Below are 19,343 nucleotides of genomic sequence, written 5' to 3'. Positions count from 1 at the left end.
CGTTCAGGCGGCGGGGACGCCGAGCGCGGCCAGCGCCATGGAGTTGAGCAGGTCGCGCAGCACCCGGTCCGGCACGGCGTGCCCCGCGCGCGGCGTGGAGTTGATGAGGCCGAACGCCGCCTGGACCGCCGCGTGCGCGGCGCCGCCGTCGAGCTCGGGGCGCAGCGCCCGGAGCTGGTCGGCCCAGAGGTCGATATAGGCGCGCTGGAGTCGTCGTACCTGGGCCCGGGCGTCCTCGGGCAGCGACTCCCAGTCGCGGTCCTGGACGACGATGAGCGGCCGGTGCGCGAGGGCGAACTCCAGGTGCCAGTCGACGAGTCCGCGCAGCGCCGCGGCCGGCTCGCCGAGGCCCGCGTCGACCCGCTGCTGGCCGACCTCGAGCAGCAGCTCGCTGATCGAGGTGAGCATCTCGGCGAGCATCGCCTGCTTCGACGGGAAGTGCTTGTAGAGCGCCGGTCCGGAGATGCCGACGGCGGCGCCGAGGTCGGCGACGGAGACGCCGTGGAAGCCCCGCGCGGCGAACAGGTCGGCCGCGGTGGCGAGGATCTGCTCCCGCCGGCTGGTCTCGGTCATCCCCGAAGGTTAGCGCTCGGTAACCCGGCGGCCGGGAGGTCAGTCCGCGCAGTGTGCGTCGACGTACCCGTCGAGCGCGGGCGTCGACGCTCCCGCGGCGCGCGTCGCGGCCCGCAGCTCGGCCACCGAGTTGCTCTGGCGGACCAGCCGGTCGAGGACGTCGATCTCGTCCTTCGCGGCGCCGGGCAGCCCGCTGGGGACGCCGACGTCGTAGAGGTGGTCGAGGGCGCCGACCACCGTCAGCCAGTCGTCGTCGCTGCGGGGCCGGGCGGTGTCGACGGCGTCCTCGGCGGCGGTGATCGCCGTGCAGAAGGCGCGGACGGACGCGTCGTCCGGGAGGCCGGGCTGGGTGAAGCCGTCGCCGTCGAGCGCGGTGGATTCGTCCCGGCCGGCGTCGGGCCGGTCGCGGTCGGGCCGGTCGCGGTCGGACCCGCATCCCGCGAGGGCCGCCGCGAGCAGCAGGGCGAGGGCCGGACCGAGAGAGCGACGCATGGGCCGAGTATCGCCCAGTTTGGTCATGACCCCGCCCGGCGGGCGCTGCTAGGGAGGAACGACGGGAGGAACGAACTGACGCACGACACCCCAACCACTGGAGGAATCGAGATGTTGAAGATCCCAGCCCGGATCGGGATCGGGGTGATCGCCGTCGCGCTCGCGGCAGCGACGGCCCCGGCTCGTGCGGGCCAGACCGGCGGCGACGCCGGAGCGCGCCCGCAGGGCCATGCGCCGCGCACCATCGTCCATCTTGACGGCCCGCGCGGCATCGACGCGCTCGGCCACGGACGGACCCTGGTCACCGAGACGAACGGCGACTTCAGCCTCGTCGTCGAACGCCGCCACAAGCCGGCACGCAAGATCCACCTCGGCAACCTGCCCACCGACTTCCCGCCCGCGATCAGCAAGGGGACGCACGGCTGGATCTACCTGCTGACCGGCGCCTCCGGCCCGCCGCCCTCGGAGCGTGGGTTCGCGTCGCTGCGGGCCGCCGGCCGGAGCTCCGCCATGGCTCCGGGCACCACCCTCTTCCGCTGGCGCCGCGGCTGGCCCGCGCCCAAGCCGGTCGTCGACATCGGCAAATACCAGATGCACGACCCCGACCCCTACGACCAGGAGGGCTTCCCGACCGACAGCAACCCGTTCGGGCTCGTCGCCCTGCGGGACGGCACCGTGCTCGTGTCCGACGCCGCCGGCAACGACCTGCTCCGGGTGTGGCCGCACAGCCGCAAGGTCCGCACGGTCGCGCGGATCAAGCCCCGCCTGGTGAAGGTCCCGCCGGGCCTGCCCGACGTACCCCCGGAGCAGGGCGGCCCGCTCCCGCCCGCCGGCACCCCGATCCTGTCGGAGGCCGTGGCCACCTCGGTGACCGTCGGGGCCGACGGCTACTGGTACCTCGGTGAGCTCCGCGGCTTCCCGGCCACCCCTGGCAAGTCCCAGATCTGGCGGATCAAGCCCGGCACCACGAACGCCCTCTGCGACCCGCTGCACCCGCGCCGCGGCGCCTGCAAGCGCTACGCCCAGGGCTTCACGTCGATCACCGACCTGGCGGCCGGACCCAAGGGGATCTACGCCCTCGAGCTGTCGAAGAAGAGCTGGCTCGACTTCGAGCTCGGCGTCCCGGGCTCGACAGAGGGTGGCCTCTTCCTGGTCCGCCGTCCCGGCACGCACCCGCGGGTGCGTGAGCTGGCGCGCGGTCAGCTGACGCTGCCGGGCGGCGTGGACGTGAGCAACCACGTCTACCTCGTCGGGCCGCTGTTCGGACCGGGGGCGCTGATGCGCCTGCGGTGATGCTCGGGTGATTGCTCAGGGGCGGTGCGGCAACGTTGCCGCACCGCCCTTGTGGGTTTCTGGAGACCCTCGTACGTTCGCCGGAATCGACGCACCACTCGGGGGGTAGGTATGGAAGGCAGATGGAGATTCCTGGCGAGATGGATGGCGTTTGCGATCGGGCTGGTGCTCGGGTCGGCGGCGACGGCCGCCTGGGCCGGTGTTGATCAGACCGGGCGCTACACAGACGTCACCGACGTCGACGGGACGTCGGCCATGATCACGGCTGAATCATTCTCGACGCCGCCGAATGCGTGCGTGGTGTATGCGGCATTGGTTGTTGCAGGAGGGCCGTCGCCACGGCAGCTCGAGGCCGGCTTCCTGCGCTGTCGCAATGTGCTCATCGATCAGAAGTGCCGCAATGACTATCGCTTCGTCGAGCGGTTCGACGGGTTGAACTACTACTGCAACGAGGGAGCGACGTTCAACAACGGTGACAGCACCTTCGTCACCATCGCGCGGACGCCGAGCGGGTCGTCGACCACCATGCAGGCCAGCCTCGTCGGGACGAGCATGAACCAGAGTGGGTTCAGTCTCACCAGTCCCACCACGGCTCAGGCGTGGGGAGAGGTGACCGGCGGCAGCTCCTGCCCTACCGGACCGGCCCGCGCCGACTTCGCCACCTGGAAGAAGCTCCGTAACGGAAGCTGGACCTACATCACGGGAGCGAACTACGGACACGCCGAGAGCGGCATCAACGGCCCGTGCTTCGCGGTGAGCAGTCTCGACTCGACAGGAGACTTCCATGTCACGCATTGACCGCATCAGCGTCGTGATCGCCACGGCCCTGGGCGTCGTCACCGGCATCGGCGCGACGATCGGCGTCGTCGCGGCCTCCGGCGCCGATGGTGGCGGGGTTCCGCCGAACCCCATGCCCCCCGTGGCATCGACCGATGTGCCGAACAACTACGCCGGACGCGCCGTCGAGCCTCATGGTCCGGCTCTGCGCAGCAAGGAGGCCATCGCCCGAGTGAGCGGCGGCGCGGGCATGCAGGGAGTCCATGTCGAGAGATCCGCGGACGGAGTCCTCGAGATCCACGTCAAGGCGGGCTCGCGTGATCAGGGGCTCGGTCTGCATGCGACCTGGATCGCAACTCTGGCTCAAGGGGCGTTGGCCGAGCTCGAGCGCACCAGCCAACCACTGCTCAGCGACGTGCTCGGCGAGGTGGAGACGGTGCTGGATCTGCCGACCGGCCCCTACAACGAGGGTGGTGGTCACGGGTTCGTGGCCTCGGGCCAGGTCTTCGCGGCGCAGGCGGATCAGCGCACCGATCAACGGATCCGGGACGACCTGGCGGCCGCCGCCGCGAAGTTTGACCTCGATGTCGTCTCCACTGAGGTCCTGCGTCCGCTCGGGCCGGCGCCCCACATCGTCCTGCGGCTGCGCCGCCTGCCCGACGACCTAGGTTGGACCATCGACGACCTCCGCCGAGCGCTCGACCCTGAACCGTCGGCCTACGAGGGACTCTCGTTGGAGATTCGCTCACCTGACGGCACACCGCTCATCGCCGGGACAAGTTCCAACCGCCTCGGCATGGGCGGGCTCTGGTTCGCGCCCGGCGAGGACGAGCGGTTCCACGCGGTGCACGGCCACCTCCTGAGCCAGCAGTAGGAGGCAGCCATCCCTTGCGCCCCAGGTTAACGTTTATTAACCTGGGGCGCGTGTCCGCGACCCCCGAGCCCACCCTGCGGGACCTCTCCGCCGACCTGCGTGACCGCCTCGCGCGGGTCCGTCAGGGCGGCAGCGAGGCTGCCCGTGCCAAGCACACCGACCGCGGCAAGCTGCTCGTCCGCGACCGCGTCGACGGTCTGCTCGACCCCGGCAGCCCGTTCCTCGAGCTGGCGCCGCTGGCGGCGTACGGCATGTACGGCAAGGCGGGCGACGACCACGCGGTCCCGGCCGCAGGCGTGGTCGCCGGCATCGGCCGGGTCGAGGGACGCAACTGCCTGGTCGTCGCCAACGACGCGACGGTCAAGGGCGGCACCTACTACCCGATGACGGTCAAGAAGCACCTGCGGGCGCAGACCGTGGCGGCCGAGAACCGGCTGCCCTGCGTCTACCTCGTCGACTCCGGCGGCGCCTTCTTGCCGATGCAGGACGAGGTGTTCCCCGACAAGGAGCACTTCGGCCGGATCTTCTTCAACCAGGCCAACATGTCCGCGCGCGGCATCCCGCAGCTCGCCGCGGTGATGGGCTCGTGCACCGCCGGCGGCGCCTACGTGCCGGCGATGTCCGACGAGACCGTGATCGTGAAGAACCAGGGCACGATCTTCCTCGGCGGCCCGCCGCTGGTGAAGGCCGCGACCGGTGAGGTCGTCACGGCCGAGGAGCTCGGCGGCGGCGACGTCCACGCCCGCAAGAGCGGCGTCGTCGACCACCTCGCCGACGACGACGCGCACGCGCTGCGGATCCTGCGCGGCATCGTCGCGACACTGCCCGACCAGCCGAGCCCGCGCGACCTGGCGCCGGTCGAGGACCCGCTCGAGTCCCCCGAGAGCCTGTACGACGTCGTGCCCACCAGCACCCGCACGCCGTACGACGTCCGCGAGGTGATCCGTCGCCTCGTCGACGGCAGCCGGCTGCAGGAGTTCAAGCAGCTCTACGGCGAGACGCTGGTCTGTGGCTTCGCCCGGATCCACGGCCACCGGGTCGGCATCGTCGCCAACAACGGCATCCTGTTCAGCGAGTCGGCGCTCAAGGGGGCCCACTTCGTCGAGCTGTGCAACCAGCGGGGCATCCCGCTGCTCTTCCTGCAGAACATCTCCGGCTTCATGGTCGGCAAGGAGTACGAGAACCGCGGGATCGCCCGCGACGGCGCCAAGCTGGTCACCGCGGTCGCCTGCTCGGTCGTCCCCAAGCTCACCGTCGTCATCGGCGGCTCCTTCGGCGCCGGCAACTACGGCATGTGCGGGCGCGCCTACGACCCGCGCTTCCTGTGGATGTGGCCCAACTCCCGGATCTCCGTCATGGGCGGCGACCAGGCGGCCAACGTGCTCGCCACCGTCGCCGGCCGCGAGGACGACCCCGACGTGGAGGAGTTCAAGCAGCCGATCAAGGAGCAGTACGAGACCCAGGGCTCGCCGTACTACGCGAGCGCCCGGCTCTGGGACGACGGCGTCATCGACCCCGCCGACACCCGCCGGGTGCTGGGCATGGCGCTCGACGTCGTCTCGACGGTGCCCACGCCCGATCCCTCCTACGGCATCTTCCGGATGTGAGTGCGCGATGACCGACATCAAGACCCTGCTCGTCGCCAACCGCGGCGAGATCGCCCGCCGCGTCTTCCGCAGCTGCCGCGACCTCGGCATCCGCACGGTCGCGATCCACACCGACGTCGACGCCGACGCGCTGCACGTCCGCGACGCCGACGTGGCGTTCCGGATCCCGAGCTACCTCGACGCCGACGCCGTCCTGGCCGCGGCCAAGGAGGCGGGCGCCGACGCGATCCACCCCGGCTACGGCTTCCTGTCCGAGAACGCCGGCTTCGCGGCCGCCGTCACCGGCGCGGGCATCGCGTGGGTCGGGCCGACGCCGCGCGTGATCGAGCAGATGGGCCGCAAGGACGCGGCCCGCGACCTCGCCGTCGCGGCGGGCGTGCCGGTCGTGCCGTCGTACGACGTCGACGACGACCCCGCCACCTTCGCCTACCCGGTGCTCGTCAAGGCCGCTGCCGGCGGCGGCGGCAAGGGGATGCGCGTGGTCCGTGCGGCCGCCGACCTCGCGGCCGGGGTCGCCGCGGCCCGGCGTGAGGCCGCGAGCGCGTTCGGCGACGACACCATCCTGATCGAGAAGTACGTCGAGCGCGGACGCCACATCGAGGTCCAGGTGCTCGGCGACAGCCACGGCCACGTCGTCCACCTCGGCACCCGCGAGTGCTCGGTGCAGCGCCGCCACCAGAAGGTCATCGAGGAGGCGCCCGCCCCTGCGCTCGACGACGAGCTGCGGGCCCGCATCCACGACTCGGCGGTCGCGCTGTCGGCGTCGGTCGGCTACGAGAACGCCGGCACCATCGAGTACCTCCTCGACGCGAGCACCGGCGACTTCTACTTCCTGGAGATGAACACCCGCCTCCAGGTCGAGCACCCGGTCACCGAGCTGCACTCGGGCACCGACGTCGTCGCCCTGCAGCTCGCTGTCGCGGCGGGCGAGCCCCTGCCCTTCGACCAGGACGGCGTCCGCTTCGGCGGCCACGCCATCGAGGCGCGGATCTACGCCGAGGACGCCTACGGCGGCTTCCTGCCCCAGGCCGGTACGGCGACCGTCGTGTCCTGGCCGGCCGACGCGCGCGTCGACCACGCGCTCGAGTCGGGACAGGTCGTCAGCACGTCGTACGACCCGATGCTCGGCAAGGTCATCGTCAGCGGCCGTGACCGCGAGACCGCCCGGCGTGCGCTGGTCGCGGCGCTCGACGACACCGCGATCCTGGGGCTGACCACCAACACCGGCTTCCTGCGCGAGCTGGCGGCGGGGCCGGAGTTCGCCGTACCGGGCGGCATCGACACCGCCTGGCTCGACCGCGTCGAGCTCACGCCGCCCGACCCTGCGCCGGCCCGCGCGCTCGCGGCCCGGCTCTGGCTCGACGCCAACACCGCTGCGAGCGGGCCGTTCGCCGGCGACGGCTTCCGGATGGGCGCGCCCGCGCGCCCGCTCACCGTCGAGCTCGACGAGCCCGCCACTCCCGCCGCCCGCGTGCCGGCCGGCACGGTCGCGCGGGTGAGCGCCCACGAGGTCGAGCTGGTGCTCCACGGCCAGCGCCACCTGTTCGTCCGTCCTGACGCCAGTGCCGACCACGGCGTCGCGGCCGGCGACGGCACGATCGTCGCGCCGATGCCCGGCACCGTCCTCGACGTGAAGGTCGCGGCGGGCGACACGGTCGCGGAGGGCGACGTCCTCGGCGTCGTCGAGGCGATGAAGATGGAGCTCGCACTCAAGGCGCCGCACGCCGGCGTCGTCACCAGCGTCACCGCGGCGACCGGCCAGCAGGTCGCCCTCGGCGCCGAGCTGTTCCGGGTCGAGTGGGAGGGGGAGTCGTGACCGGTCTGCCGATGGTGGTGCCCGAGCCGGGCCTGCCGACGAAGGTCACCATCTACGAGGTCGGCGCGCGCGACGGCCTCCAGAACGAGAAGACGATCGTCCCGACCGAGGTGAAGGCCGACTTCGTCCGCCGCCTCCTCGCCGCCGGACTGCCGATCGTCGAGGCGACCAGCTTCGTCCACCCGAAGTGGGTCCCGCAGCTCGCCGACGCCGCCGAGCTGATGACCGGCCTCACTGCCGACCTCGGCGAGGCCGCCACGCAGCTGCCCGTCCTCGTGCCCAACCAGCGCGGCCTCGACCGCGCGGTCGAGCTCGGCCTGCGCCACGTCGCGGTCTTCGCCTCGGCCACCGAGACCTTCGCGAGCAAGAACCTCAACCGCACCCTCGCGTCGCAGTTCGAGATGTTCGAGCCGACCATCGCCGCCGCGCTCGCCGCCGGGATGGACGTCCGCGGCTACGTCTCGATGTGCTTCGGCGACCCGTGGGAGGGCGCCGTCCCGGTCGAGCAGGTCGTCGCCGTCGGCAAGCGGCTGCTCGACCTCGGCGTCGGCCAGCTCAGCCTCGGCGACACCATCGGCGTCGCCACCGCCGGCCACGTCAAGGCGCTCATCGCGGCGTTCGCCGACGCCGGCGTCGGCTGCGGGCGGCTCGCGCTGCACTTCCACGACACCTACGGCCAGGCCCTCACCAACGTCCACGCGGGGCTCCAGTCCGGCATCACGACCTACGACGCCTCGGCCGGCGGCCTCGGCGGCTGCCCCTACGCCAAGAGCGCGACCGGCAACCTCGCCACCGAGGACCTGGTCTGGTTCCTCACCGGCCTCGGCATCGAGCACGGCGTCGACCTCGACGCGGTCGTCGGCACCAGCGTCTGGATGGCCGAGCAGCTCGGCCGCCCCAGCCCGTCCGCCGTCGTACGGGCCCTCGCTGGAGGCGGTTCCTGACCGCCCTTTACCGTTGTCCGCATGAGCGGACAGCGGCAGGCCTGGGGGTGGGCGGCCGCGCTGCGGTCCGGATCGACGACGCCCTGGCAGGCGTGGGCCGCCCAGGCTGACGCGCAGGGCGGCGGCGAGGCCGAGCCGTTCGCCGGCCGGCTGCCCGGTGCGCAGCAGCTCGCGCTGCTCCGGCGGCTCAACGTCCACGCCGCCGCGGCCGGCCGCGACGTCCCGACCGCGACCGCCGAGCGGATCCTCGCCGCAGGCGTCTCCGGCCGCGGTCGCAGCGACCTGCCGATCGCCGGCGTCGACGACGAGCGGTTCGGTCCGCGACCGGTCGACCCCGACGCGCTGCCCGACGACGAGCTGCTCCGCGTCGCGTCCGCGTTGATCGCCGACGACGTCGCCGCCACGGCGAGTACGCCGGCGCCGGAGCGCTCCCTCATCGACCGCGCCCGTTCGGTACGACGTCCCTGGGTGCGCTCGTTCGTCATCGTCGGCATGCAGTGGCGTGCCGACGCCGTCCGCGCGGAACTGGTCGCGCACGGCCACCGTCCGGGCGGGCGCCGGCCCACGGCGTACCTGCTCGCCGACGACCTCGGCGCCGTCCTGGCCCAGGCCTGGACCGCCCGCTCCTTCGACCAGGGCGGCGTGACCTGGCAGCACTTCCTGCGCTCCTTCGCGGGCGCCGGCCACCTGCCGCCGCGGGCCGACCTGGCCCGGATGGCCCGCTCCGCCGCGCACAAGTACGGCGCAGAGAACGTCCGGATCGTCCTCGACGAGGCGCAGCTCGCCGACGAGCTCGGCGTCCGCCGGATCGCCGGGCCCCCGCACCTCGGCGCCAACGCGGTCGACCTCGCCCGACGCGTCGGCGAGCCGCTCGGCCTGCTCGTCGCGACCGACGACCGCCCGGGGCTGCTGCGGGCCACGCTCGGCGCCCGGCTGGCCGGCGCGGGCGGTCCGCTGCCCACCGTCCCGGCGCGCTGGGAGACCTGGCTGAGCACGCAGGCGGAGCGAACTCGCCACGACATCGCCGCGGCTGGCTACCCTGTCCTCGGCGATCTCGACCAGCTGTTGCCGCGGCCCGTGGGGGCGGACCCGGTCTTCCCGGTCGACGCCGAGGTGCTCGCGCTGGCGCTGGGCCTGCTCCTCGACCCTGTCACGGCGCCGGTTGAGGTCGAAGCGTGAGTCGCCGGGTCCTGCTCCATGTCGGTACGCCGAAGACGGGGACGTCGTACCTCCAGGACGTGCTCTTCCAGAACCGCGACAAGCTGCTCAAGCAGGGCGTGCTCTATCCGGCCGACCGGTTCGACGCCCACTTCCTGGCCGCGCTCGACCTGATGCGGCTGCGCTGGGGCGGGCTCGAGCAGGAGGCCGTCGGCGCCTGGGACCGGCTCGCCGCGCAGGTCCGCGAGCACGACGACACCGCGATCATCAGCCACGAGATCCTCGCGACGGCGTCCCGGACGCAGGTCGCCCGCGCGCTCAGCTCGATCGGCCACCGCCTCGGCGGCGACACGCGGGACGGCGGCACCGAGGTGCACCTGATCCTGTCGGTGCGCGACCTGGTGCGGCAGATCCCCGCGGAGTGGCAGGAGAACGTCAAGCACCGCGCCGGCTTCAGCTTCGCGCGCTTCCTCGAGCTGATCCACGACCCCGAGCGCAACCACCGCGTGGGCGCCTGGTTCTGGGGCGTGCAGGAGATCCCCGACATCCTCGCCCGCTGGGGCGCCGACCTGCCGCCCGAGCGGATCCACCTGGTCACCGTGCCGCCCGCCGGCGGCCCGCCGGACCTGCTCTGGAAGCGGTTCAGCGAGGCGTTCGACCTCGACCGGCTCGACCTCGACCTCACCACCGAGCGCGCCAACCCGAGCCTCGGCGTACCCGAGTCGGCGCTGATCCGCCGGATCAACCGCACCGTCGGCCGCGACCTGCCGCCGCAGCACTACCGGCCGATGGTCCGCGAGCTGCTCGCCCACCAGACCCTCTCCAAGCGGACCAGGTCGCCGCGCCTGGGCCTGCCGCCCGAGCAGTACCCGTGGGTGCACGAGCTCGCCGACTCCTGGATCACCGAGCTCGCCGCCCGGGGGTACGACGTCGTGGGCGACCTCGAGGACATCCGCGGTGCCGCGGCGCCCGCCGGCAAGTGGGCCGACCCCGACCACCCGTCGGAGCGTCAGGTCGCCACCGCCGGGGTCGACGCGATCAAGGCGCTGCTGCTGGAGTACGCCAAGTCGGAGACCGAGAACGAGAAGCTCCGCGCGAAGCTCGAGGACACCCGCCGCGAGCTGATGCGGGCGCGGACGCCGCGGCTGCTCCGCTCGATGGAGTGGACCGTGCAGACGATGGAGCGCAGCAAGCCGGGCCGCAAGGCGCTGGGGGCCTACCGGTCGGCGCGCGGGCGACCGCAGCTGTAACTCGGTGTTCATAGATCCACCACGGTGCTGTGACCGGTAACGACACCGTGGCAGATGCTGCTCGACCGTGGTGGATGAACGAACACCGAGTTACATGAGGGGCCGCGGCAGGAACTCACGGCCCGCGTACCGCCCGACCCGCCACGTGCTCCACCCGTCGGCGACCGCGCCGACGGCGCCGCCGACCAGCGGCACCCGCTTGCCCACGGTGGTGGCTACCCGCTTGCCGATCACCCGGCCGACCAGCTCGCCCGCGAGGACTGTCGAGACGGTGCGGTCGAGGGTCGGGTCGTGGTGGGGCGCGGTGGCGATCGCCATCGGAGGCGCGGGGATCTCGCTGCGCTTGACCATCTTGGTGACGACGTCCTCGCCGAGGATGCAGACCAAGATGGCGTTGCGGACCCGCGGGTCGGCGAGGTCGTAGCCGCGCAGGTGGGCGATGCCCGCGACCATCCGGCACTGGATGAGCGCCAGCCCGGCGATGCTCGCGGGCGCGACGATGGTGGCGGTGATCAGGCCGCCGAGGTTGGTGGCGAGGCCCTCGACGCCGGCGTACGCGACGTGGTTCTCGATCACCTCGCGCACCGCCTTGTCGACGTTGCCGCGCTGCTCGCGCAGCTGCGCGTCGGCGGCCTGGGCCGCCGGTGGGAGGGGGCCGACGCCGACGATCGCGCGGTGCAGCGCCTCGCGGACGAAGGACTGGGTCAGCCCGGGCGCCAGCTGGGTGACGCGCGGCGCGAGCTGGCGTGCCGCCTCGACAGCGAGGCCCTTCTTGACCGATGCCATGCCGTCCAGCCTAGAGGGGGCCCCTACGCTCCTCCTGTGCCGATCGAGCCGCCCGTGACTCCCTGGGTCTTCCCGAGCCGGGAGGACCTGGCCGCGCTGCCGCTCGAGGACCTGGACGACGACGAGACCGACGACACCGCCGACGACACCGCCGACGACACCGCCGACGACACCGCCGACGACACCGACGGCATCGACGACTTGGCGGCCGTCTTCGACGACGAGGGCGAGGGCCGCCACGACGGCAGCGACCTGGTCGCGATCGGCGCCGACCTGGAGGCCGGGACGCTGCTCGCCGCCTATCGCTCCGGCCTCTTCCCGATGCCCGAGGGCCGCTCGGTCGGCTGGTGGTGCCCGGCGTTCCGCGGTGTCCTGCGGCTTGACGCGCTGCGGGTGTCGCGGTCGCTGCGGCGCTCCGCACGCGACTTCGAGATCCGGATCGACACCGCCTTCGACGAGGTGGTCGCCGCCTGCGCGGACCCGCGCCGTCCGCACGGCTGGATCGACGCCCGCATCGCCCGCGCGTACGGCGAGCTGCACCGGCTCGGCTGGGCCCACTCGGTCGAGACCTGGCAGGACGGCCGGCTCGTCGGCGGTCTGTACGGCGTGGGCATCGGCGGACTGTTCGCCGGCGAGTCGATGTTCCACCACGTCACCGACGCCTCGAAGGTGGCGCTGCTGGGCCTGGTCCGGGCGCTGCAGAGCGACCCCGAGGGCGCGGCCGGCCGGCGGCTGATCGACGTCCAGTGGGCGACCGCGCACCTGAGCAGCCTGGGGGTGGAGCAGGTTCCGCGGGCGACCTACCTCGCGGCCTTGGGGCCGCTGCTCGACGTCCCGGATGCGGCCTGCTGGACCCGCTGACCGCGGTGGAGCGCCGTGACGCGATCCACGCGCGTCACGGACTGTCAACCTGCAGTTCGCCTCGATCTGTGAATAGTCTGAGAGCAATGGGGCAGGGTGACGCCAGGTCGCCGGATCGACTGCGCCCTGCCCGTGGGCACGCGCCGCCGGCGTCTGCCCCCAAGAAAGGAATCGACATGACCACGATCAAGCGCCCGCTGGCAGCCGCCGGCGTCGCCGTCCTGCTCGGCCTCACCCTGTCCGCCTGCGGCGGCAGCTACCCCGAGGACGCCTCCAAGAAGGACTTCTGCGGCGGACTGAAGGACATCGCCACCGCGTCGACCGTCAAGGGCGACGAGCCGAACGAGGCGGAGTGGAAGAAGATCCAGAAGTCGTACGGCGACCTCGGCGACATCGGTACCCCGAAGGGCATCGGCAAGGACGAGCGCGCCGGCTTCGAGGTCGTCGTCGGCGCCATCACCGACCTCGACTACAACGAGGCCAAGAAGTCGTTCGGCGACAAGGACGGCAGCAGCGACATCCCGGGCGTCTCCAAGGACGACCAGAAGAACGCCGAGGCGTTCTTCGTCTACGCCGGCAAGACCTGCGCGTCCGAGCTGGGCGGCTGATCCGTCGTACCTCACGGAGGGCGTGCCCTCCGCCCGCTCCCGGACGGAGCGGCACCCCCCAGTGGCACCTACGAAAGGAACCCCGAGCATGAGCTCGATCAAGCGCCCGCTGGCCGTCGCCGGCGCCGCCGTCCTGCTGGGTCTCTCGCTCTCCGCCTGTGGCGGTGGCGACGGCCCGAAGGACGCCTCGGTCAAGGACTTCTGCAACGCCGTCAACGGTGAGGCCGACAGCGCCGCCTTCCTCGAGGCCTACGGCAAGAAGGACTACGACAAGCTCGCCGAGCTGGTGAAGAAGCAGGGCGAGCGGGCCGCGAAGGTCGGCACACCCAAGGGCATCCCGGACGACGCGCGCCAGGGCTTCGAGATCTCGATCGACGCCGCCAAGGACGTCAACGGCGACGACATCAAGAAGGCGTTCGAGGACGGCGACAACGCCGACACCTTCGGCACGAAGATCTCGAAGGACGACGAGAAGAAGGTCAAGGCGTTCGGGGAGTACCAGGCCAAGACCTGCGCCGACAGCACCCCGACCGAGCTCCCGACGGACCTGCCGTCCGGCCTGCCGACGGACCTGCCGACGAACCTCCCGTCCGGCCTGCCGACGGACCTCCCCTCGGGCTTCCCGACCGAGCTCCCGAGCGACCTCTCGAGCCTGCTCTCGAACCTGCCGACGGACCTCGCCTCGCAGTGATCAGCCGATCCGGCTGAACGACGCGCGCGACCCCCGCACCTGCGCCAGGTGCGGGGGTCGCTGCGTCGCAGGGGGCGGGCGTCGAGCGGTCAGAGCACCTGCGGCGGGTGCGCGCCGTCGGCGACCATCGCCCGCCCGTCGCGCTCCCAGCCGATCATCCCGTCGACCAGGTTGACGACGTCGTAGCCCTGCTGCGCGAGGTAGGCGACGGCCCGCGCCGAGCGCCCGCCGGCCTTGCAGACGACGAGCGTCTGCGGGGCCTCGAGCTCGACGAACTCGCCGAGCCGCGCGGGCAGCTCCATCAGGGGGATGTGGACGGCGCCGTCGATGTGGCCGGCGGCCCACTCGTCGTCCTCGCGTACGTCGAGCACCACCAGGCCCTCGGGCAGCGGGTTGGGGACGCCGGCGATCTCGACCGAAGGGATCATGCCTCCAGCCTAGGCGGCGGGTCAGGCGGCGCCCGCGCGGCCCAGCAGCGCGGGGATGAGTGCGGCGAGCGCGGTCGCGGTCAGCAGCGCGAGGGTGACCTTGCGGAAGCGCTCGGGCGGCAGGTGCGGGCGCAGCCGCACGCCGAGCGCGCCGCCGATGACCACCGACGGCAAGGTCCACCCGAGCACGACGAGGATGTCGGGAGTGATCGCGCCGACCACCGTGAAGACCGCGATGCTGATCAGGTCGAGGAGCGTGAAGATCGTGGTCAGCGTGGCTCGGAAGGCCGCGGGCGGGAAGTGCCGCGCGGTGAGGGTGAACACGAGCGGCGGTCCGTTGGTGCCGACGGAGGTGGTCAGCGCCCCGGAGAGCAGGCCGGAGCCGTAGTCGAGCCGCCGCCCGGCGTGCTGGAGGTTGATCCCCCTAGCCAGGACGGCGACCGCCGCGAGCCCGGCGACGCCGATGAGCAGTTGCAGGGTCCGGGCGTCGGCCAGCCGGAACAGGACGACGCCCGCGACCATGCCGACACTTGCGCCGAGCAGCATCCGCCGGGCGACCGGCCAGACGCAGGCGCGGCGTCCGTCGACCGCCTGCCAGGCGGTCCCGAGGAAGCCGATCATCAGCGCCAGGACGACGGCCGCGTGTGCGTCGACCGTCAGCGCCAGCAGCGGCGTCGCGGCCAGCGCGAATCCGAACCCGGTCGCCTGCTGGAGCATCGACGCGAAGGCGACCACCAGCGCCGCGGTGGCGAGGGTGGTCGGGTCGGTCACGCAGGCGATCGTTCCAGGTCGCCGCCCGGCGAGGGCGGCGCAGGTCCGCTCAGCGGGCCGCGGCGATGCGCGCCTCGCCGAGGCCGACGATCGCCTCGGCGAGCAGCTCCATCGCGGCGGTCAGGTCGCGCCGCGGATCGGCCTGCTGGGCGACGAAGGTCCCGTCGAAGCCGGCGATCCCGAAGTAGTCGAGCTCGTCGGCGATCCGCTGCGCGACCTCGGCGCCGTGGGGCGCGAAGGCGGTGGCGATCTCCCGGATCCCGAACTCGCGGGCACACCTCATCAACCGCTGCTGGCACGGGGCGCAGCTGGAGCACGCGGACGAGTTCAACCGGCTGGTCGCGGACTTTGTCCACAACGCCTGACCTGAGGGTTGACTTAGTGTCGGAATCCCCGCTGAAGAGGGGATTCCGACGCTTCCTGACGGTTGCAAACGGCAGGAAGTGCAAGGATCCCCGCTGAAGCGGGGATTCCCACACCTACTTGAGCAGTCGGCTCATCCGTCGATCGGCCAGCAGCTTGCCGCCGGTCTGACAGGTCGGGCAGTACTGCAGGCTCGAGTCGGCGAAGGACACCTCGCGCACGATGTCGCCGCACACCGGGCACGGCTTGCCGGTCTGGCCGTGGACGGCGAGGTGGGACTTCTTCTCCGCCTTCAGCTCGCTCGCGGCCAGCCCGCGCGAGCGTTCGACCGCGTCGCCGAGCGTGTCGCGTACGGCGGCGTAGAGCACGGCGAGCTCGTCGTCGGCGAGGCTGTCGGCGGGCTTGAAGGGCGACATCCGCGCCGCGTGCAGGATCTCGTCGGAGTAGGCGTTGCCGATGCCGGCGATGGTGCCCTGGTGGCGCAGCACGCCCTTGAGCTGCTTGCGGCCGGCGTCGGCGAGGATGGCGGCGAGCCGCTCGATGGTGAAGTCGTCGGTGAGCGGGTCGGGGCCGAGGCTGGCGATGCCGGGGACGTCGAGCGGGTCGCGGACCAGGTAGAGGGCGAGCGACTTCTTGGTGCCGGCCTCGGTGATGTCGAGGCCGGGGGAGACGCCGTCGCGCTCGTCGAGGACCACCCGGACGGCGAGCGTCGACTTCGTGCTGGGCCGCGGCGGGAGGGCGGGGACCTCGTCCTTCCAGCGCACCCACCCGGCGCGGGCGAGGTGCAGGATCAGGTGGAGGCCGCTGGCCTCGATGTCGAGGAACTTGCCGTGCCGTCGTACGTCGTCGACGAGTGTGCCCTCGATCGCCGAGAGCGGCGGCTCGTAGGTCTTCAGCGCGCTGAACGCGGCGATGTGGACGCGGGTGAGGGCGCGACCGTCGAGCCGGCCGCGCAGATCGAGGGCCAGCGCCTCGACTTCAGGGAGCTCAGGCACACCGACAGCCTAGGGCGACCCGCCGACGGATGGGCCGGACGAGCCGTATGCCCGGGGACTTCGTCCCGATAGTCGGACGCGCCAGTGACCTCGTCCGGCGTGCCGCGTTGGTCGGGCATCGGCGTCACTCGGGAGGCCGCACACCCCCTCTCCCGAAAGACGGTCCCATGGACATCCGGCACCTGACCTTGGCCCCGCTCGCCCTCGTGGCGGTCGTCGGCATCGCTCCCTCCGCCTCCGCGGCCCCCGCGCCCACGCCGGCGCCGGTCATCCCCGCGCCCGACCGGCCGTGCGGCCAGCCCGCCGTCGACCCGGTCTACGAAAGCATCCAGCACCCCGCCGTCACCGAGACGGTCCCGGCCGTCACCCGCGACGAGTGGCGCTGGACGCGGACCGTCGACGTGGTCGAGCGGGCGTACGCGCGGGTGGTGACGGCGGCGTCTGGGACGGTCCACTGGACCCGCGCCGTCGACGTCCTCGAGCGGGCCTTCGCGACGACCGTCATCGACCGTGCCCACGTCGCCGGCACCCCGGAGGTCGGCCACCACGAGACCCGTGTGGTGACGCCGGCAATGACCCAGACCTTCTGGGAGTACGTCCAGCAGTCCAACGGCAAGACCCGGTGGGAGGTCGAGGGCTGGAACGCCGGCGACGGCGGCAAGGGCTGGTCCTGGACCGGTCGCACCGACGTCCGCGAGATCACGCCCGCGGTCACCACCCAGGTGTGGGTCGTCGACCATCCGGCCGTCGCCGAGGTCACCGAGCTCTCGCACGTCGAGACCACCTGGGTCCTGGACGGCGCCACCCCGCCCGCGGGCGCCACCGCCACCGGCGCGACCCGCGTCGCGTCGACCAGCACCGACACTCGCGACCTCGCGCCCGGCGTCGTACCGGACGGTGCGGGGTGGGTCGAGGGCGCTTACACCGAGACCACGCCCGCCGTCGTCGACACGATCTGGGTGCGGGACGGCGACCCGGTCGCCGCGGGCTATGACGCCACCGGCGCCACCCGGCCCGGCACGCCCGACGTCGAGACGACGTCCGACACCTCGGCGCTGCCGCCGGCCGGCGACGGCTGGACCGCGGTCGCCGAATCGCTCGTCGTCGTCGAGGTCATCGCCGCGCGGGTCGTCGAGATCTCGCCGGCCTGGGTGGAGGACTTCATCCTGGTCCCGGGCCTGCCCGCCACCCCGGCGTGCGCGGAGTCGGAGGGCTCCGGTGAGGAGCCCGGCACCGATCCCGGCACCGACCCCGGCACCGACCCCGGCACCGACCCCGGCACCGACCCCGGCACCGACCCCGGCACCGACCCGGTCGTGCCGGCCGAGGGCGGGGACGACGGCGAGGTCATCGGCGAGGTCGAGGTGGGCCCGGCCGGCGACGTCGCTCCGGCCGTCGCGACGCCCGCGGCCGCCGTCCTCCCGGCGACCGGTGGACCGGTCGACCCCTGGCTGGTCGCGCTCGGGTTCGGCAGCGTCGTCGCCGGCGCGGTGACCCTGCGGGTCAGCGCGCGAGCAGCGCGACGCTGAGCCCGAAGAGGCAGACCAGGCCCACCAGCCCGACGGTCAGGACGACGACCGCGACCGTCCGCATCCCCGGGGTGTGGTCGGTCGAGCCCGAGCGGTAGGCGACCGCCCGTACCATCCCCGCGGGCAGGGTGCCGGCGGTGACGATGAGAGCGATCGACCACGCGAAGCCCAGGCCGTCCACTCCCGACCGGTGCCCGATCGGCGCCGTCGCAGACCCAGGGCGGCTGGCCGGTCGCGTCCACGATCCTCGATGCGACACGCTAGGCGAATCTAAGGCGCAGCCTAGAGAGCCGGATACCGTCGCATCATGGACCCGATCCGCAACCCGTACGCGCCCGGCGCCGGCCAGCGCCCGCCCGAGCTCGCCGGTCGCGACGAGCAGCTGCGGGCGTTCGACGTCGTCCTGGAGCGGGTCGCGCGGGGGCGTCCGGAGCGGTCCCTGGTGCTGACCGGGCTGCGTGGGGTCGGCAAGACGGTGCTGCTCAACGCGCTGCGCTCGGCGGCGGTCCGCAAGGGCTGGGGCACCGGCAAGCTGGAGGCGCGCCCCGACCAGTCGCTGCGGCGGCCGGTGTCGTCGGCGCTGCACCAGGCGGTCCGCGAGCTCGGACACCCGGAGCCGGCGGAGACCGATCACGTCCTCGGCGTGATCCGGTCGTTCGCGCAGCGCGAGGCGGGCGCCGACGCCAAGCTCCGCGACCGGTGGTCGCCGGGCATCGACGCGCCGGTCGTCCGCGGCCGGGCCGACTCCGGCGACGTCGAGATCGACCTCGTCGAGCTGCTCACCGACGTCGGCGGGCTCGCAGCCGACGTCGGCAAGGGCGTCGCGGTGTTCATCGACGAGATGCAGGACCTCGGCGCCGACGACATCTCCGCGCTCTGCGCCGCCTGCCACGAGCTGAGCCAGAACGGCCTGCCCGTGATCGTCGTCGGCGCGGGACTGCCCCACCTGCCCGCCGTCCTCTCGGCCAGCAAGTCCTACTCCGAGCGCCTCTTCTCCTACCAGCGCATCGACCGGCTCTCCCGCGACGCCGCCGACCGTGCCCTCGTCGCGCCCGCCGCCGAGGAGGACGCCGAGTTCACCCCCGAGGCCCTCGCCGCCATGTACGACGCAACGCGCGGCTACCCCTACTTCATCCAGGCCTACGGCCGCTCCGTCTGGGACCTCGCCCCACGCGCGCCCATCACCGTCGACGACGTCGCCGTCGCCGGACCCGAGGCCGAGCGCGAGCTCGCCGTCGGCTTCTTCGGCTCGCGCTACGAGCGCGCCACCCCCGCCGAGCGCGACTACCTGCGGGCCATGGCCGACGCCGCCGTCGCCGACAGCGAGGACGGCCTCGAGGACCCGGTCGGCTCGGTCGCCACCGCCGACGTGGCCAACGTGCTGGGCAAGAAGCCGCAGTCCCTTTCGCCCGCGCGCGACTCACTGCTCAAGAAGGGCCTGATCTACTCCGGCGAGCGGGGGCGGATCGCCTTCACGGTGCCGCACTTCGGGCGGTATCTGCGCACCCAGGCGTGACTGCCCGAACG

General features: G+C 72.8%; 21 protein-coding genes. 13 read left to right on the top strand and 8 right to left on the bottom strand.

The window, feature by feature from the left end; genetic code table 11:
• Positions 1–3: 3 nt before the first annotated feature.
• Together AB4880_RS15865 and AB4880_RS15860 are read right to left on the bottom strand one after the other, a co-directional pair.
• A complete protein-coding gene (locus AB4880_RS15865) occupies positions 4–573 on the bottom strand; it encodes a TetR/AcrR family transcriptional regulator (protein ID WP_367920190.1) in 570 nt (189 codons plus the stop codon).
• Positions 574–612: 39 nt separating this feature from the next.
• Positions 613–1,065, bottom strand: coding sequence for a hypothetical protein (locus tag AB4880_RS15860; protein WP_367920189.1), 453 nt, complete (start codon positions 1,063–1,065; stop codon positions 613–615).
• A gap of 111 nt (positions 1,066–1,176) precedes the next feature.
• Between AB4880_RS15860 and AB4880_RS15855 the strand changes: the two genes are divergently transcribed.
• The 8 genes from AB4880_RS15855 (at position 1,177) to AB4880_RS15820 (ending at position 10,784) form a co-directional block, all read left to right on the top strand.
• Complete coding sequence (locus AB4880_RS15855) at positions 1,177–2,358, top strand: ScyD/ScyE family protein (RefSeq protein WP_367920188.1); 1,182 nt, start codon at positions 1,177–1,179, stop codon at positions 2,356–2,358.
• Between the two features lie 144 nt (positions 2,359–2,502).
• A complete protein-coding gene (locus AB4880_RS15850; RefSeq protein WP_367920187.1) occupies positions 2,503–3,156 on the top strand; it encodes a hypothetical protein in 654 nt (217 codons plus the stop codon).
• Positions 3,143–4,009, top strand: coding sequence for a hypothetical protein (locus tag AB4880_RS15845; protein ID WP_367920186.1), 867 nt, complete (start codon positions 3,143–3,145; stop codon positions 4,007–4,009). The genes AB4880_RS15850 and AB4880_RS15845 overlap by 14 nt, the downstream gene beginning before the upstream one ends.
• A 50-nt stretch (positions 4,010–4,059) precedes the next feature.
• Positions 4,060–5,616: an acyl-CoA carboxylase subunit beta gene (locus AB4880_RS15840; protein WP_367920185.1), complete on the top strand. Its 1,557-nt coding sequence runs from the start codon at positions 4,060–4,062 to the stop codon at positions 5,614–5,616.
• 7 nt (positions 5,617–5,623) lie between these two features.
• Complete coding sequence (locus AB4880_RS15835; RefSeq protein WP_367920184.1) at positions 5,624–7,432, top strand: ATP-binding protein; 1,809 nt, start codon at positions 5,624–5,626, stop codon at positions 7,430–7,432.
• Positions 7,429–8,376 (top strand): hydroxymethylglutaryl-CoA lyase, encoded by a 948-nt coding sequence (locus tag AB4880_RS15830; RefSeq protein WP_437440505.1) that lies wholly within the window; start codon positions 7,429–7,431, stop codon positions 8,374–8,376. The genes AB4880_RS15835 and AB4880_RS15830 overlap by 4 nt, the downstream gene beginning before the upstream one ends.
• A 21-nt stretch (positions 8,377–8,397) precedes the next feature.
• The gene (locus AB4880_RS15825; protein WP_367920183.1) at positions 8,398–9,555 is read left to right on the top strand and encodes a hypothetical protein; all 1,158 of its coding nucleotides are present in this window, start codon (positions 8,398–8,400) and stop codon (positions 9,553–9,555) included.
• Positions 9,552–10,784, top strand: a complete 1,233-nt coding sequence (locus AB4880_RS15820) for a hypothetical protein (protein WP_367920182.1) — start codon at positions 9,552–9,554, stop codon at positions 10,782–10,784. Before AB4880_RS15825 ends, AB4880_RS15820 begins: the two co-directional genes overlap by 4 nt.
• A 90-nt stretch (positions 10,785–10,874) precedes the next feature.
• Here the strand turns inward: AB4880_RS15820 and AB4880_RS15815 are convergent, their stop codons facing one another.
• Positions 10,875–11,570 (bottom strand): EcsC family protein, encoded by a 696-nt coding sequence (locus tag AB4880_RS15815; RefSeq protein ID WP_367920181.1) that lies wholly within the window; start codon positions 11,568–11,570, stop codon positions 10,875–10,877.
• A gap of 36 nt (positions 11,571–11,606) precedes the next feature.
• Between AB4880_RS15815 and aat the strand changes: the two genes are divergently transcribed.
• The 3 genes from aat (at position 11,607) to AB4880_RS15800 (ending at position 13,730) form a co-directional block, all read left to right on the top strand.
• Entirely contained in the window at positions 11,607–12,431 is an 825-nt protein-coding gene (gene aat, locus AB4880_RS15810; RefSeq protein WP_367920180.1) for a leucyl/phenylalanyl-tRNA--protein transferase, read from the top strand.
• A gap of 176 nt (positions 12,432–12,607) precedes the next feature.
• Positions 12,608–13,039 carry a hypothetical protein gene (locus AB4880_RS15805; RefSeq protein WP_367920179.1) on the top strand — a complete coding sequence of 144 codons (432 nt, stop codon included), beginning with the start codon at positions 12,608–12,610 and terminating at the stop codon, positions 13,037–13,039.
• An 88-nt stretch (positions 13,040–13,127) separates the two neighbouring features.
• Positions 13,128–13,730, top strand: a complete 603-nt coding sequence (locus AB4880_RS15800) for a PT domain-containing protein (protein ID WP_367920178.1) — start codon at positions 13,128–13,130, stop codon at positions 13,728–13,730.
• A gap of 89 nt (positions 13,731–13,819) precedes the next feature.
• On the opposite strand, the gene AB4880_RS15795 is transcribed toward AB4880_RS15800, so the two are convergent.
• From AB4880_RS15795 to AB4880_RS15780, 4 genes are all read right to left on the bottom strand, one after another.
• The gene (locus AB4880_RS15795) at positions 13,820–14,158 is read right to left on the bottom strand and encodes a rhodanese-like domain-containing protein (protein ID WP_367920177.1); all 339 of its coding nucleotides are present in this window, start codon (positions 14,156–14,158) and stop codon (positions 13,820–13,822) included.
• A 21-nt stretch (positions 14,159–14,179) separates the two neighbouring features.
• Entirely contained in the window at positions 14,180–14,929 is a 750-nt protein-coding gene (locus AB4880_RS15790) for a sulfite exporter TauE/SafE family protein (protein ID WP_367920176.1), read from the bottom strand.
• Positions 14,930–14,978: 49 nt separating this feature from the next.
• A complete protein-coding gene (locus tag AB4880_RS15785; protein WP_367920175.1) occupies positions 14,979–15,212 on the bottom strand; it encodes a hypothetical protein in 234 nt (77 codons plus the stop codon).
• A 196-nt stretch (positions 15,213–15,408) separates the two neighbouring features.
• A complete protein-coding gene (locus tag AB4880_RS15780) occupies positions 15,409–16,287 on the bottom strand; it encodes an Fpg/Nei family DNA glycosylase (RefSeq protein WP_367920174.1) in 879 nt (292 codons plus the stop codon).
• A 167-nt stretch (positions 16,288–16,454) separates the two neighbouring features.
• On the opposite strand from AB4880_RS15780, the gene AB4880_RS15775 reads away from it, so the two are divergent.
• Positions 16,455–17,816 (top strand): hypothetical protein, encoded by a 1,362-nt coding sequence (locus AB4880_RS15775; protein WP_367920173.1) that lies wholly within the window; start codon positions 16,455–16,457, stop codon positions 17,814–17,816.
• On the opposite strand, the gene AB4880_RS15770 is transcribed toward AB4880_RS15775, so the two are convergent.
• Positions 17,791–17,997, bottom strand: coding sequence for a hypothetical protein (locus tag AB4880_RS15770; RefSeq protein ID WP_367920172.1), 207 nt, complete (start codon positions 17,995–17,997; stop codon positions 17,791–17,793). The two genes, AB4880_RS15775 and AB4880_RS15770, sit on opposite strands and share 26 nt — an antisense overlap.
• Positions 17,998–18,123: 126 nt before the next feature.
• On the opposite strand from AB4880_RS15770, the gene AB4880_RS15765 reads away from it, so the two are divergent.
• Positions 18,124–19,332 (top strand): DUF8462 domain-containing protein, encoded by a 1,209-nt coding sequence (locus tag AB4880_RS15765; RefSeq protein WP_367920171.1) that lies wholly within the window; start codon positions 18,124–18,126, stop codon positions 19,330–19,332.
• The last annotated feature ends 11 nt before the right edge of the window (positions 19,333–19,343 follow it).

The sequence above is a fragment of the Nocardioides ginsengisoli genome (assembly GCF_039537225.1).
GTDB classification, from domain to species: Bacteria; Actinomycetota; Actinomycetes; order Propionibacteriales; family Nocardioidaceae; genus Nocardioides; species Nocardioides ginsengisoli.
Note: the sequence above shows the minus strand (reverse complement) of the source record. Positions and strands in the feature narration are given on the sequence as shown.